Source organism: Methylobacterium sp. Leaf100, assembly GCF_001422845.1.
Taxonomy (GTDB): domain Bacteria; phylum Pseudomonadota; class Alphaproteobacteria; order Rhizobiales; family Beijerinckiaceae; genus Methylobacterium.
On record NZ_LMMW01000001.1, the window covers coordinates 533588 to 547356 of the forward strand.

At 70.1% G+C, this 13769-nt stretch carries 13 protein-coding genes; 5 read left to right on the forward strand and 8 right to left on the reverse strand.

The genetic code is table 11. The annotated features are described in order from the left end of the window. Window positions 1-112: 112 nt before the first annotated feature. The 6 genes from typA to ASF25_RS02605 form a co-directional block, all read right to left on the reverse strand. Complete coding sequence (typA, locus tag ASF25_RS02580; RefSeq protein ID WP_056166316.1) at window positions 113-1933, reverse strand: translational GTPase TypA; 1821 nt, start codon at window positions 1931-1933, stop codon at window positions 113-115. Between the two features lie 186 nt (window positions 1934-2119). Beyond that, window positions 2120-3559 carry a hypothetical protein gene (locus tag ASF25_RS02585; protein WP_156368830.1) on the reverse strand — a complete coding sequence of 480 codons (1440 nt, stop codon included), beginning with the start codon at window positions 3557-3559 and terminating at the stop codon, window positions 2120-2122. Window positions 3560-3673: 114 nt separating this feature from the next. Further along, complete coding sequence (locus ASF25_RS02590) at window positions 3674-4966, reverse strand: ArgE/DapE family deacylase (RefSeq protein WP_056303043.1); 1293 nt, start codon at window positions 4964-4966, stop codon at window positions 3674-3676. A gap of 82 nt (window positions 4967-5048) precedes the next feature. Beyond that, entirely contained in the window at window positions 5049-5387 is a 339-nt protein-coding gene (locus tag ASF25_RS02595; RefSeq protein ID WP_056166302.1) for a DUF3325 domain-containing protein, read from the reverse strand. Beyond that, the gene (locus tag ASF25_RS02600; RefSeq protein ID WP_056303045.1) at window positions 5384-6904 is read right to left on the reverse strand and encodes a PepSY-associated TM helix domain-containing protein; all 1521 of its coding nucleotides are present in this window, start codon (window positions 6902-6904) and stop codon (window positions 5384-5386) included. Before ASF25_RS02600 ends, ASF25_RS02595 begins: the two co-directional genes overlap by 4 nt. Next, window positions 6901-7236, reverse strand: coding sequence for a hypothetical protein (locus ASF25_RS02605; RefSeq protein ID WP_056166297.1), 336 nt, complete (start codon window positions 7234-7236; stop codon window positions 6901-6903). Before ASF25_RS02605 ends, ASF25_RS02600 begins: the two co-directional genes overlap by 4 nt. 454 nt (window positions 7237-7690) lie before the next feature. Between ASF25_RS02605 and minC (ASF25_RS02610) the strand changes: the two genes are divergently transcribed. The 4 genes from minC (ASF25_RS02610) (at window position 7691) to minE (ending at window position 10325) form a co-directional block, all read left to right on the forward strand. Next, on the forward strand, window positions 7691-8350 hold the full coding sequence (minC, locus tag ASF25_RS02610; protein ID WP_056166294.1) for a septum site-determining protein MinC: 660 nt from the start codon (window positions 7691-7693) through the stop codon (window positions 8348-8350). Window positions 8351-8530: 180 nt separating this feature from the next. Then, window positions 8531-9232: a septum site-determining protein MinC gene (gene minC, locus ASF25_RS02615; RefSeq protein WP_056303047.1), complete on the forward strand. Its 702-nt coding sequence runs from the start codon at window positions 8531-8533 to the stop codon at window positions 9230-9232. A 14-nt stretch (window positions 9233-9246) separates the two neighbouring features. After that, on the forward strand, window positions 9247-10062 hold the full coding sequence (gene minD, locus ASF25_RS02620) for a septum site-determining protein MinD (protein WP_056166289.1): 816 nt from the start codon (window positions 9247-9249) through the stop codon (window positions 10060-10062). Further along, on the forward strand, window positions 10059-10325 hold the full coding sequence (gene minE, locus ASF25_RS02625; RefSeq protein WP_056087796.1) for a cell division topological specificity factor MinE: 267 nt from the start codon (window positions 10059-10061) through the stop codon (window positions 10323-10325). The genes minD and minE overlap by 4 nt, the downstream gene beginning before the upstream one ends. 79 nt (window positions 10326-10404) lie before the next feature. Here minE and ASF25_RS02630 read toward each other — a convergent pair whose 3' ends face one another. Continuing rightward, complete coding sequence (locus ASF25_RS02630) at window positions 10405-11655, reverse strand: nucleoside transporter C-terminal domain-containing protein (RefSeq protein ID WP_056303049.1); 1251 nt, start codon at window positions 11653-11655, stop codon at window positions 10405-10407. Window positions 11656-11800: 145 nt separating this feature from the next. Here ASF25_RS02630 and ASF25_RS02635 point away from each other — a divergent pair, with 145 nt between their 5' ends. Continuing rightward, entirely contained in the window at window positions 11801-11929 is a 129-nt protein-coding gene (locus ASF25_RS02635; RefSeq protein WP_056087800.1) for a hypothetical protein, read from the forward strand. A 194-nt stretch (window positions 11930-12123) separates the two neighbouring features. On the opposite strand, the gene ASF25_RS02640 is transcribed toward ASF25_RS02635, so the two are convergent. Next, on the reverse strand, window positions 12124-13749 hold the full coding sequence (locus tag ASF25_RS02640; protein ID WP_056303051.1) for an ABC-F family ATP-binding cassette domain-containing protein: 1626 nt from the start codon (window positions 13747-13749) through the stop codon (window positions 12124-12126). Window positions 13750-13769: the final 20 nt, after the last annotated feature.

Genomic DNA, 13769 nt, shown 5'->3' on the forward strand with positions numbered 1-13769 from the left:
TCGATGTCGCACGGACATCGGCACACCCGATGTTGTCCGCGCGCGAGTTTCGCAAAAAAAGAAAAGGCCGGGCAAATGCCCGGCCTTTTCCCCAGTCCAATGGTGCGGCGCGTTACGCGGCGCCACCCGAGCGCTCGAAGCGCTTGCGCTCGTTGGGGTCGAGGTAGGTCTTGCGCAGGCGGATCGACTTCGGCGTGACTTCCATCAACTCGTCGTCCTGAATCCAGGCGAGCGAGCGCTCCAGGGTCATGCGGATCGGCGGGGTCAGGCGCACGGCCTCGTCCTTCGAGGTGGTGCGGATGTTGGTGAGCTTCTTGCCCTTGAGCACGTTCACCTCGAGGTCGTTCTCGCGGTTGTGCTCGCCGATGATCATGCCCTGATAGACCTTGGCGCCGGGCTCGATCATCATCGGGCCGCGATCCTCCAGGTTCCACATGGCGTAGGCCACGGCCTCGCCCTTGTCGTTGGAGATCAGCACGCCGTTGCGGCGGCCCATCATCTCGCCCTTGTAGGGCTCGTAGGCCTTGAACAGGCGGTTCATGATCGCGGTGCCGCGCGTGTCGGTCATGAGCTCGCCCTGATAGCCGATGAGGCCACGGGTGGGCGCGTGGAACACGAGGCGCAGGCGGGAACCACCCGACGGCCGCATCTCGATCATCTCGGCCTTGCGCTCGGACATCTTCTGCACGACGACGCCGGAATACTCCTCGTCGACGTCGATCACGACCTCCTCGACGGGCTCCAGCACGCCGCCGTCCTCGTCCTTCGACAGCACCACGCGGGGACGCGACACGGCGATCTCGAAGCCCTCGCGGCGCATGGTCTCGATGAGGATGGCGAGCTGCAATTCGCCGCGACCCGAGACGTAGAACGAATCCTTGTCCTCGGCCTCCTCGATCTTGAGCGTGACGTTGCCCTCGGCCTCCTTGAACAGGCGGTCGCGGATCATGCGGCTCGTGACCTTGTCGCCCTCGGTGCCGGCGAGGGGCGAATCGTTGACGATGAAGGACATGGTGACGGTGGGCGGATCGATCGGCTGGGCCTGGATCGGGGTCTCGACCTGCGGATCGCAGAACGTGTCGGCGACGGTGCCCTTCACGAGGCCCGCGATGGAGACGATGTCGCCCGCCTCACCGATCTCGATGGGCGAACGCTCAAGGCCGCGAAACGCCAGGATCTTCGAGACGCGGCCGGTCTCCACGAGCTTGCCCGTGCGGTCCATGACCTTGATGGCCTGGTTCGGCTTGACCGTGCCGGACGCGATGCGGCCGGTGATGATGCGGCCGAGGAACGGGTTGGCCTCGAGCAGGGTGCCGAGCATCCGGAACGCGCCTTCCTCGACCTTGGCCTGGGGCACGTGGGCGAGCACGAGGTCGAACAGGGGCGCGAGGCCGTCCTCCTGCGAACCGTCGGGCGAGGTCGCCATCCAGCCGGCGCGGCCCGAGCCGTACAGGATCGGGAAGTCGAGCTGGTCGTCGGTGGCGTCGAGGGCCGCGAAGAGGTCGAACACCTCGTTCACCACCTCTGTGATGCGGGCGTCGGGGCGGTCGACCTTGTTGATCGCCACGATCGGCTTCAGGCCGATCTTGAGGGCCTTGCCGACCACGAACTTGGTCTGGGGCATCGGGCCTTCGGCGGCATCCACCAGCACGATCACGCCGTCGACCATGGAGAGGATGCGCTCGACCTCACCGCCGAAATCGGCGTGGCCGGGGGTGTCGACGACGTTGACGCGGGTGTCCTTCCAGACGACCGAGGTCGCCTTGGCCAGGATCGTGATGCCGCGCTCCTTCTCGAGGTCGTTGGAATCCATGGCGCGCTCTTCGACGCGCTGGTTCTCGCGGAACGAGCCCGACTGCGACAGCAGCTTGTCGACGAGCGTCGTCTTGCCGTGGTCGACGTGGGCGATGATGGCGATGTTGCGAAGCTTCATAGGGTATCCGGAAGCGAGAAGAGCCCGTCACGCGACGGGCCGCAGGAATGCGGCCGGCTGCGCCGGGTCACGGGATCGAGCTATCGCGTCGCAATAGAAGGTGTCGGGCGTTCCGGCAAGGGGGCGGAGCTCCGAGCCTGGGCATGGCGGCTCCCCGCCGGACGCGGAGCCGGGCTCGGGGCAGGCTCACCGCGCCTCCACCGGCCGCACGGACCACGTGCCCCAGTAGACCGGCCGGCCGAAGACCGAGGACGGACCCGGTTCGTCGTAGCCCGGGGCGAGACGGTCGAGCCAAGTGATGAAGCCGGCCTTCGCCGGATAGCTCCCCGGGGTGTCGAGGTTGCCGTAGCGGTCGGTCATCCAGAAATGCTGCGCTCGTCCGTAGCGGCCGCTGCCGTCGCCGCCCGAACGCAGGCCGAGATAGGCCGGGGAGCGCATGATCGCCACGGGCTCGGAATACCACGTCAGGCCGGCGAGCGATCCGATGGCGAGGTCGGCCGTGTACTGGACGCAGAGGTCCGCCACCGGGCCGTCCATGGTGTTGGCCGGCCGGTTGCAGCTGTAGGCCACGGCCCATCGGTCCATGCCCTTGGCCTTGGCCACGCGCACCAGGGCCTGGCCCGGCAGGGGCTCGGCGACGAGGCGGGCCGACGACCACGGCCGGTCGGCCGTCAGGTCCCGGCTCGTGCGCAGGTAGAGGCCGAGGCGGCGCCGGGCGATGGGAGCGTCGCAATCGGAGGGCAGCACGTCGGTGTAAAAGTAGTGGTAGACCCGATCGACCACGCTGATGGAGCCGACGAGGTCGTTCCGGTCGAAGCCCTCGCCCGGGCAATGGCCGACGACGGGCGCGCCGGTCTCGTCGAGGACGGCGCTGGGGGCGGGCGCGGCGCCGCCGCGCCGGGATCGGCGCCGCTTGCCGCCCTCCGGGGTGAACGGCACCCAGGCGACCCCGTCCTCGGCTCGCCCACGGATGTCGAAACGCTCGAAATCCGCGGTGCGGGCCTGCATCAGGGCATGGCGATTTCCGCTCGGACCCGGGACGGTGGTGAGGAGGAAGACGTAGGAGTAGTCGTCCCCGCTCCAATCGCGTCCGGCCACCACCATGGGATGGCGCGCGGCGATCCCCTCGGGCGCCGCCTCGACGATGACCGGAGCCTGCTCGCGTCCGCGCCGGCGGCTCCGCGGCTCGCGGCGGACCACGCGGGCCAGTTCCCACAGGCGCGCCTCCGTCGGCGGCATGACCGTAGCGAGTTGCTCGGGCATCGCGCCCGACCGGACGGCTCCGCCATCGAGGGGGCTGACGACGCGGCGCGCCGGGCAGGTTTCGCCCCCGCGCCGTCCACCCATGGGCGCCTCGGCCTGGTAGATGGCTTGTAGCCGCCCGGTGCGTCCGGCGGTGCGGACGATCTGCACGTTCGAGGCCGATTCGCAGGCCCGGGGCGCGAAGAACACGCCCTCGGCCTCGCCGCCCCGGCAGATCTCCAGGGCGCCCCCGGCGGTGGGGAAGCAGGCCGGGTCGGGGGCCTGGGCCGCACCCGGCGTCGCCAGGGGCAGGAGCCCGATGGCGAGAAGGAACAAGCGCGTCGCGCGGCGTACCAGACGGGGGATGAAGCGGAACTGTGTCACGGGCGAGAGTGGTAGCGTGCGCGCGGGACCGGCAAAAGGGGTCCGATCGGACGCAGACCCACCCGTCCACATGGCGTCGCGGACGGGGCCGTCACCCGGCGGCGGTCGGCCGGATCAGTCCGCCGCGATCGCCTCGACCCCGCACCATTCGGCGACGAACAGCGCGATCGCCGTGGTGACGCGCCGGACGGAGGCGAGGCTCACGCGCTCGTCGCAGCCGTGAATATCGTGGCTGATGGGGCCGTAGCACAGGGCCGGCACCCGGTCGTAGAGGGCGTGGACCCGGGTATCGAGGTAGCTCGGGGACATGAAGCTTTGGAGCGGCTGGCCCGTGGCACCCGCGTGCGCTGCGCCCAGCACCGCCTCGGCCTCCGAGCCCGGTTCGAGGACGTAGCCCTCGGCGAAGAAACCGTCGAAGGTGACGACGGGCGGGGCGGCGGCGAGGAACGGGTCGGTGCGGGCGAACGCCGCCACCGCGTCCGCGACGGCACGGGCGGCGTCCGCCGCCGCCACGCCCGGATACAGGCCGATGCGGCAGGCGATCCGGCACCAGGCCGGCACCGAGGAAGCCCAGTCGCCGCCCTCGATCCGCCCGACATTGAGGTTGATGGCGTCCGCCGCGCCGTCGAAGTGGGGCCGGCCAGCCTTGTCGGCGTTCCAGCGTGCCTCCAGGGCGCGCAGGGCTCCGACGACCCGGTAGGCGGCATCGATGGCGTTGGCGCCGGCGCCCATCGCGCGCACGTGGGTCGGGCGGCCCTGCACCGCCACGGTGAACCACAGCACGCCGACATTGGCGCGCACGAGCTTCTCGTCCTCGGGCTCGGGAATCAGCACGGCGTCGGCGCGGTATCCCGCCAAGTGGGTCATCAGGGCGCCGTTGCCGGTGGATTCCTCCTCGACCACGGATTGCAGGATGACCGGTGCGGCGGGCTGGAGGCCGATGCGGCGCAGGGCATCGAGGGCGAACAGGTTGGCGGCGTGACCGGCCTTCATGTCGGCGGCGCCGCGCCCGTACAGCCAGTCGCCGTCGATGACCGGATCGAACGGCGCGTGGGTCCACAGATCGGCGGGGCCGGTCGGCACCACGTCGACATGGGCCTGGAGGATGAGGGAGCGGCCGACGGGGTCGCGGGGCCGATGCGTCGCGATCACCAGGGGCGCGCGCGACTGCGCCTCCGTCACCCGTCCGGCGCCCGGATGGGCCGCCAGCGCCGGTCCGTCGAGGGCGAGGCGCTCCGGCGCGTAGCCGCGCGCCGCATAGGCATCGAACACGAAATCCTGGATCGCGCCCTCATGGCCCCGGACGGACCCGAACCTCACCAGGGCCTGGGTGTGGGCGACCTGCTCGGGGAATCCCGCCGCGACGGAGGCGGCGATGCGCGCGGTGAGGGCGGGGTCGAGGGGCATCGGCACTCCTGTCGGATCGGCCGACGATAGGACGCCCCGGCGCCTCGGGCGAGGCAGGACGCTTCAGGTGAGGCAGGACACTTCAGGTAAGGAAAGCCGCGGCGGCGGCGAGCGGCAGGGCGGCCAGGGCCGCCGGGCGGATCCAGCGCGGCCGGTACGAGACCAGGCCGACGAGGATCAGCGCCGCCCCCGTGAGCGACCCGATCCACTGCACCGGTCCGAAATTCCAGTCCGCCGTGATCACGGCGGCGGCGAAGGAGGCGGCGATCCCGCACCAGCCGGTCCAGCGCAGGGCCCGCGCCCGTGCCCGCGAAGGGGCGCCGTGGAAGATCGCCCGGTGGTGGCGGTCCATGGCGAGGCAGAGGGCGGCGAGCCCCGCGAAGCTAAGGGCGAGATTGAGGGCGACGGAGGACGGGGTCATGCGCGAGCCAGGGATTCGGGGGCGGTGGCCGGGCGGGTGCGGGCCGGACCGCGATACCGCGATACCTTGCGGGCGCCCCAGGCCAGGGCGAGGCCGATGGCGATCATCGCGGCGTCGAACCCGATGAAGTCGAAGCCTCGGTCCGTGGTGAGGGCGCTCACGAGGGGGATCGCGAGGAACAGGAGGGCGGCGGCCGTGCCCATCTCACGCCAGGTCCGGTCGTGGGGGCGCAGGAGACCGACGACGGCAGCGAGCCCCCAGGCACCGAAAAACACCCCGCCCTCCCAGGTAGCGCGCGCCTCCAGGGCCACGGGCAGGAGCCGGTTGGCGAGGAAGAACGCCGCGATTCCGATGGGCAGGCCCAGGATGGTACCGAGGTTGAGGCCGCGCACGAAGCGCAGGCCGAAGTCCGGCGCGGTGCCGGGTTTCGGCGCTCGCGCCACCGCCCACAGGACGAGGCCCGTGGCGATGGTGGCCGAACCCATGAGGCCGCACAGGAAGAACAGCACCCGCAGGGCGGGCCCGGCGAAATGCGCCTCGTGCAGGCCGAGGAAACTCGTGAAGACGTGGGCGACGGGCTTCAAGGTCCCGAGGCGCGCGATCACCGCGCCCGAGACCGCCTCGAACACTACCTGCGGGTGGCGGTGGGCGAGGCCCTTGGGCTCTTCGAAGACAGCCGCCACCGTAGAGGCGGCGTCGCCCGGATTGTTGACGATGACCATTTCGAGGGGTTCGGACACCTCCGCCTGCGCCCGCGCCATGAGGGGTGCCAGGGGCAGGGCCTCGGCGGGGCGCCCGGCGGCGGCGCGCCAGGCCGGAGTCTGCCCGGTCTCCACAAAGAACCGCATGGCGTCGCCCTTGTAGGCGGAGGCGACGCCCCAGGGCATGAGGGTGAACGCCAGGGTGACGATGCCCGTGTAGGTGATCATGAGGTGGAACGGCAGGGCGAGCACACCCGTGACGTTGTGGGCGTCGAGCCAGCCGCGCTGGGCCGATCGGTCCCGCCGGAAGGTGAAGAAGTCCGCGAAGATCCGCCGGTGGGTGACGATGCCGGAGACCAGGGCGACGAGCAGCACCATGGCGCTGGCCCCGACGATCCAGCGCCCGACCTCGGGCATCATCTGCAGTTCGTAGTGGAAGCGGTAGAGAAAATCGCCGCCCTGCGTCGCCCGCGCGGTGGTCGGCGCGCCGGTCTCGGCGTCCAGGGTCGCCTGCTGGATCGGCGCCTCGAAGCTGTCGAGCCAGTACACCCCGATGAGGGGCCGGTCGTCGTGCGGCACGGACACGAACCACGACACGGCCTTCGGCGCGTGGACCTTGAGGTAGGCTGCGCCGCGCTCGGCCGCGATTCCCGGCTCGACGGCGGCGGCCCGCAGCTCGGGGCGCATCCACAGGGAGATGTCGGTCCGGTAGTAGGTCGCTGTGCCGGTCACGAAGACGGCGAACATCACCCAGCCGGTCACGAGACCGGCCCAGGTGTGCAGCCACGCCATGGATTGGCGGAACCCCTGCTTCATGCCGGCGACGCCGTGTCCACGAGGGCGAGGGCGAGCCACAGGCCACCGCCCAGCAGGATGCCCGGAATGGCGAGGCCGAGGGCGGCCCGGACGAGGGTCCGGGCGGCGAACACCCAGACCACGGCGCCGACCATGACGGCGAAGCTGAGCAGGGTCGCCGTCGCCACGGCCTCGGAGCGGACCATGGGGAGCACGAGGGACAGGAACGCGGTGGAAAGCGCCGCAATGGCGTAACCGCCGAAGGTGGCGAGCACGACGCGGCCGGCGACGGCGGCACGCACACGCCAGCCAAGGCCTCGACCGGGGTTTCGCAGGGCGGTTTCGTCCGGCATCGGCGGCACTTTCGATCGGCGGTCGCACGGACGGCAAGGCCGGGACCATCGCCCCGAGGCTACGCATTGCCGTCTCAGATTGGATGCGCTCCGCTATACCGATCTCCCACTTACGCGGGCAATCAGTATGTTATGGAACCATTCCAAAGTTGCTTTGCTGAATATCGGTGTCCTTGCCGAAACCTCCCGCAGCCCTCCTTCTGACCGAGAGCGCAGCCGTGGAATAAGCCGTTTCAAATCGTGTTGACGGTCCGAATGGAGGTCCACTCGGAGACTCGCTCCGGGTTAACATGTCGGCCGAGAACCACTTCGCCGGCCAAGAACCATTTCGGGGCTTCCGTTCACAACGGGCCGCGGCCCCTCCCCTCGGAAGAGAGATGTCGTGTCCGCAAGTTCCGCTGTCAGTCCGTCGAACCCCGCCCGCCCCCCGATCCGCTTTCGCGGCCGTTCGTTCATGGCCCTCGTCCTCGCGCCGGTGCCGCCGGTGGCCGAATGGCTGGAGGAACTCGACGCCCTCGCCCGGCGCTCGCCGGCCTTCTTCGTCGGGCGGCCGGTGATCCTCGAAATTTCGGGCGCCGGCCTCGACCGGGAGGGATTGCGGGCCCTCGTGGCGGACCTCTCCGGCCGCAACGTCACCGTGATGGGCATCGAGGGCGCGGCGCACGGTCTCCTGGGCGACGGCCTGCCGCCGCCCCTGGCCGGCGGACGCCCCGTGGAGGAGGTTGCGGCTCCGGAGGCCGAGGCGCCCGAGGCCCGGATGTCGGTGGCCTCGTCACCGGCGCCGGCCCGCTCCCTGATCCTCGACGCGCCCGTGCGCTCCGGCCAGACGGTGCTGCACCTCGACGGCGACATCACCGTGATGGGCTCCGTGGCGTCCGGCGCCGAGATCATCGCGGGCGGCTCGCTTCACGTCTACGGCGCCCTGCGGGGGCGGGCCATCGCGGGGGCGGCGGGGAACCCGGAGGCACGCATCACCTGCCGCAAGTTCGAGCCCGAACTCATCGCCATCGACGGCCTCTACCGCACGGCCGACGACCTCGGGCCCGTCCAGCGCGGCCTGCCTGCGCAGGTGCGGCTCGAGGGCGACACCATCAAGGTGGCGGCTCTCGACTGAGCGAGCCTCGGCCCGGCGCCCCGCTTCGGCCCAGCCTGTTTCCTTCACCGGGCCCGTCCTGTGCTCCGGGGATCACGGTATCCCGGGACAGGGGCAATCTTTAATCCTTTGAACACGGCTCGTTAACGAAGCGGTAACCATACCGGGCATCAATGGTCTGGTAAGGAATCGCGAGACGCCGTGACCAGCGCCCCCACTCCCCGCCGATCCGTTGAGCTTCGTGGCCGTGCCTTCAAGGCGCTCGTCCTGGCCCCGGAGCTGCCGCTTCCCGATTGGTTCGCCGATCTGGACGAGGCCCTGAAGCGCTCGCCGACGCTGTTCGACGGGCGCGCCCTGATCCTCGACGTCGCGGCACTCGCGCCGGACGCCCCCGGCCTCGACCGGCTGCTCGCCGATCTCGGCAGCCGCCGCATCCGCATCCTCGGCATCGAGGGCTCGGAACTGCCCCTCATCGGTCCGGGGCGCCCGCCCTGGCTCGGCGCGGGCCGCGGGGTCTCGACCGTCGAGATCCCGACCGTGCCGGAGGAGCCGCCGACGCCTCCGGAGCCGGCCACGACTTCGCTGACCATCGAAGGGTCCGTGCGGTCGGGCCAGTCCATCGTCCACCCCACCGGTGACGTCACCGTGATGGGCTCGGTCTCCTCGGGGGCCGAGATCCTCGCCGGCGGGTCCATCCACGTCTACGGCGCCCTGCGGGGGCGCGCCATCGCCGGCGCCGCCCGCAACCCCCGCGCCCGCATCTGCTGCCGCAAGTTCGAGCCCGAACTCCTCGGCATCGACCGCCTCGTCCGCACGGCCGAGGACATGGGCACCCACCTGCGCGGCCAGGCCGTGCAGATCTGGCTCGATGGCGGCGCCATCAAATTCGCATCCTTGGATTGAGGGAGACAGCTCGTATGGCCAAGATTCTGGTCGTGACATCAGGCAAGGGCGGCGTCGGCAAGACGACGACGACGGCGGCCCTCGGTGCGGCGCTCGCGCAGGCGGGCCAGAGCGTGGCGGTGGTCGATTTCGACGTCGGCCTGCGCAACCTCGACCTCGTGATGGGCGCCGAGCGCCGCGTGGTCTACGACCTCATCAACGTGGTCAACGGCGACGCCAAGCTCAACCAGGCCCTCATCCGCGACAAGCGCCTGGAGAACCTCTCCCTGCTGCCCGCCTCGCAGACCCGCGACAAGGACGCGCTCACGGACGAGGGCGTCGCCCGCGTCATGAACGAGCTGCGCGAAAAGTTCGACTGGGTGATCTGCGATTCGCCCGCCGGCATCGAGCGCGGCGCGACGCTGGCCATGCGCCACGCCGATCTCGCCGTGGTGGTGACCAATCCGGAAGTCTCCTCGGTGCGCGATTCGGATCGGATCATCGGGCTCCTCGATTCGAAGACCCTCAAGGCCGAGCGCGGCGAGACCATGGAGAAGCACCTCATCCTCACCCGCTACGACGCCGCCCGGGCCGACCGGGGCGACATGCTCAAGATCGACGACGTGCTCGAGATCCTCTCGATCCCGCTGCTGGCCATCATCCCCGAGAGCATGGAAGTCCTGCGCGCCTCCAACGTCGGCTGCCCGGTGACCCTCAACAACCCGCTCTGCGCCCCGTCGCGGGCCTATATCGACGCGGTCCGCCGCCTCAAGGGCGATACGGTGCCGATGGCGATTCCGTCGGACAAGAAGTCCCTTCTCAACAAGCTGTTCACCCGGAGGGCGGCATGAGCCTTCGCAAGATGTTCAACCGGCGGGGGTCCGCGCCGGTGGCGCGGGACCGCCTGCAGCTCATCCTCGCGCATGAGCGCGGGAATGCCGGCGGCTCCGACCTCGTGATGATTCTTCGCGAGGAGATCCTCGCGGTGATCGCCAAGCACGTCATCGTCGAACAGGACAAGGTCCAGATCCGCCTGGACCGGGGCAAGGACGTCTCGACCCTCGGCGTCGACATCGAACTGCCCGTCCCCCTGGTGGCCCGCAAGGCGGCTTGAGCCAGGCTCGACAATTCGAAGCGCGCGCGGGGTGCAGCCCTCCGCGCGCGCTTCGCATTTCAGACGGAAATTTCGCGTTTCACCCTCCGATGAACAGGCCCGCCAGGGCCGCGCTCGTGAGGTTGGACAGGGTCCCGGCCAGGATCGCCCGCAGGCCGAACCGGGCGATCTCGGGACGGCGCTCGGGCGCCAGGCTCGACAGGCTGGCGAGTTGGATCGCCACCGAGGTGAGGTTGGCGAACCCGCACAGGGCAAAGCACAGGATCGCGCCCGTGCGGGGATCGAGGCTGCCGTCCTTGAGGACGGGCGAGATCCGGGCGTAGGCCAGGAACTCGTTGAAGGCGATCTTCTGGCCGAGCGCACCTCCGACGAAGCCGGCCTCGCTCCAGGGCACCCCCAGAAGCCAGGCCAGGGGCGCGAAGGCGGCGCCGAGCACGCCTTCCAGGCTGAGGCCGGGCCATCCGAACACGCCGCCGGCCCAGCCGGCGAAGCCGTTCAGCAGGGCGATGAGGCCCGTGAACGCGATAAGCATCGCCCCCACGGACACGGCCACCCCCAGCCCCTTCTGGGTGCCGTCGGCCGCCGCCTCGATTACGTTGACGGCCCGGGTCTCGCCGAAGGTGACGTGGGTGGAGACGATGCGGGTCGGCTCCGTCGTCGGCACCAGGATCTTGGCGTAGAGCAGGCCGCCCGGAATCGCCATGACGCTCGCCGCCAAGAGGTACTCCATGGGTACGCCGAGCGCCGCGTAGCCGGCCAGGATGGTACCGGCGGTCGAGGCCGCCCCGCTCGACATCACGGCGAAGAGTTCGGCCGAGGTCAGCGCCATGAGGAAGGGTCGCAGCGCGATGGCGATCTCGCTCTGGCCGATGGCGATGGTGATGACGGCCGAGAACGTCTCGATGGGCGAGGTGCCGAGCACGCGCTGCAGCACCGACCCGACGGCACGGGCCGCCGCCTGCATCACGCCGAAATGGTACAGGACCGCGATGAGGGCGGAGACGTAGAGGATCTGCGGTAGGATGCGTAAGGCGAGGATGAAGCCGCTGCCGCCGAACAGTTCGAACATCCTGGGTTCGACGAGGCCGCCGAACAGGAACGCGGTGCCGCGGTCGCCATAGCCGAGCACGGTCTGGACGAAGCCGGCCGCCGCCGCGAGCCCGGCCCGTCCCCAGGGCACGAACAGCACGAGGGCCCCGAGCGTCATCTGAAGGGCGAGGGCCGAGAGCACCACCCGGGGGCGGATCGCCCGGCGGTCGGTCGAGAACAGGATCCCGACGGCGAGGAGAAAGGCCAGGCTCGCGCCGGCGTGGAGCAGCTTGTCGGTCATCCGGCCTCGCGTGTTTCGGCCTTCGCCAGCAAGGCCGATGCCGTCACGGCGCGCGCCCCATGGGAACAGGTATCGGGACCTGCGTGTTGATGGGTCAAGCTGCGCCGTTATCGCCGGCGCTCCCCCTCGACACCCGGAGCCAGCCATGAGCCTCATCGGACGCCTCGTCACCAAGATCCTCGGCAACGAGGACCGCCCCGTGGTGCGCGACGAGCGCAACTACGAGTCGAGCAGCCCGATCGGCCGCCTCGTCACCAAGCTGCTGCGCAAGTAGGAATTTCAAAGCGCCGCCGTCCCTCGGGATGGCGGCGTTTCAGTGTTCCCCTCCCGCCTCCTCATCCTGAGGCGTTGGAGCGAAGCGGAGGCCTCGAAGAAGGGTTCCAGAAGGCGCCGCGTTCCCTGGAGCCCTCCTTCGAGGCCGCTTCGCGGCACCTCAGGATGAAGTTCGAGGTCGAAGAAGCGTCAGTTTCACGCCGCCCGGCGCTTGCCCTTCTTCTCCCGCCCCTGCCCCGGCGCGCGCTGGCCCGCGCGGGTGCGGTCGAGAACGAACTTCGCGTAATCGTCCATATCCCCGGCGAACGGCTTCACGGTGTTGTCCGCCGCCAGCCACAGGCGGTCCGCCACGAGCTCCATCAGCGAGCGATCGTGGGTGATGAGGATCACCGCCCCGCCGTAATCGTTGAGCGCATCGAGGAGCGCCCGGCGGCTGTCGATGTCGAGGTGGTTGGTCGGCTCGTCGAGGATGAGCAGGTGCGGCGCCTGCATGGCCACGAGGTTCAGAAGCAGGCGCGCCCGCTCGCCGCCCGACAGGGCGTCCACGGTGGTCTCCTGCTTGTCGAAGGGAAGCCCGAAGCTCGCCAGCTTGGCGCGGCGGGCGGATTCGCTGTCGTCGGGCCGCTCGCGGCGGATGATGGCGAGCGGCGTGTCCTTCGGATCGAGGGCCTCGATCTGATGCTGGTGGAACCAGCCGACCTGCACGCGCCCCTCGCGCACCATCCGGCCGTCGCGGACGGACAAGGCACCGGCCGCCATCTTGGCGAAGGTGGATTTGCCCGCCCCGTTGACGCCGAGCAACCCGATGCGGTCGTCGACGTCGAGGGTTAGGTTGAGGTCGCGCAGGATCGGCGCGTCGTCGCCGTAGCCGATGCTGGCGCCGGTGAGGTGCATGAGGGGCGGCGCCAGGGGCCGCTTCGGCGACGGCAGGTGGAACGGGGCCACGTGCTCCTCGATGGTGGTGGCGATGGGCTCCATCTTGGCCAGACGCTTCATCCGCGACTGCGCCTGTGCGGCCTTGGAGGCGGAGGCCTTGAAGCGATCGACGAAGCTCTGCAGGTGGGCGCGCTCGGCCTCCTGCTTCACCTTGGTCGAGGCCTGGAGACGGGCCTTCTCCGCCCGGCGCTTCTCGAAGTCGTCGTAGCCGCCCGTGTAGAGCTCGAGCTTCTCGCCGGCCACGTGCAGGATGGCGTCGACGGAATTGTTCAAGAGTTCGCGGTCGTGGCTGATGATGAGCGCCGAGTGCGGATAGCGCTTCAGCCGCGCCTCCAGCCACAGGGCACCTTCGAGATCGAGGTAGTTGGTCGGCTCATCGAGGAGCAGCATGTCCGGCTCGGCGAACAGTGCGGCGGCGAGGGCCACCCGCATGCGCCAGCCGCCGGAGAACTCGGCCATAGGGCGTTCGAGGTCGGCCACGGAGAAGCCGAGGCCGGCCAGGATCTCGCCGGCGCGCGCGGGCGCCCGGTCGGCGTCGATCTCGATGAGGCGGCCGTAGATCTCGCCCATGCGCTCGGGCTCGGCGGTCTCGAGCTCGGCGTTCAGGGCCTCGCGCTCCGTGTCGGCGGCGAGGATCGTGTCGATGAGGCTGATGGGCGTCGCCGGGTGCTCCTGGTCGACGCTCGCCACACGGGCGGTCTTCGGCAGCAGGATCGCGCCGCCATCGGGCTGGAATTCGCCGAGGATGATCTTGAACAGGGTCGATTTGCCGACCCCGTTGCGACCGACGAGCCCGACCTTGGACCCTGGCGGCACCGCGACGCTCGCGCGGTCGAAAAAGCGCCGGCCCCAGGCGCTGAAGGTGAGGTCTTCGATCTGGATCATGCAGCCACGGTTCGCCGAAG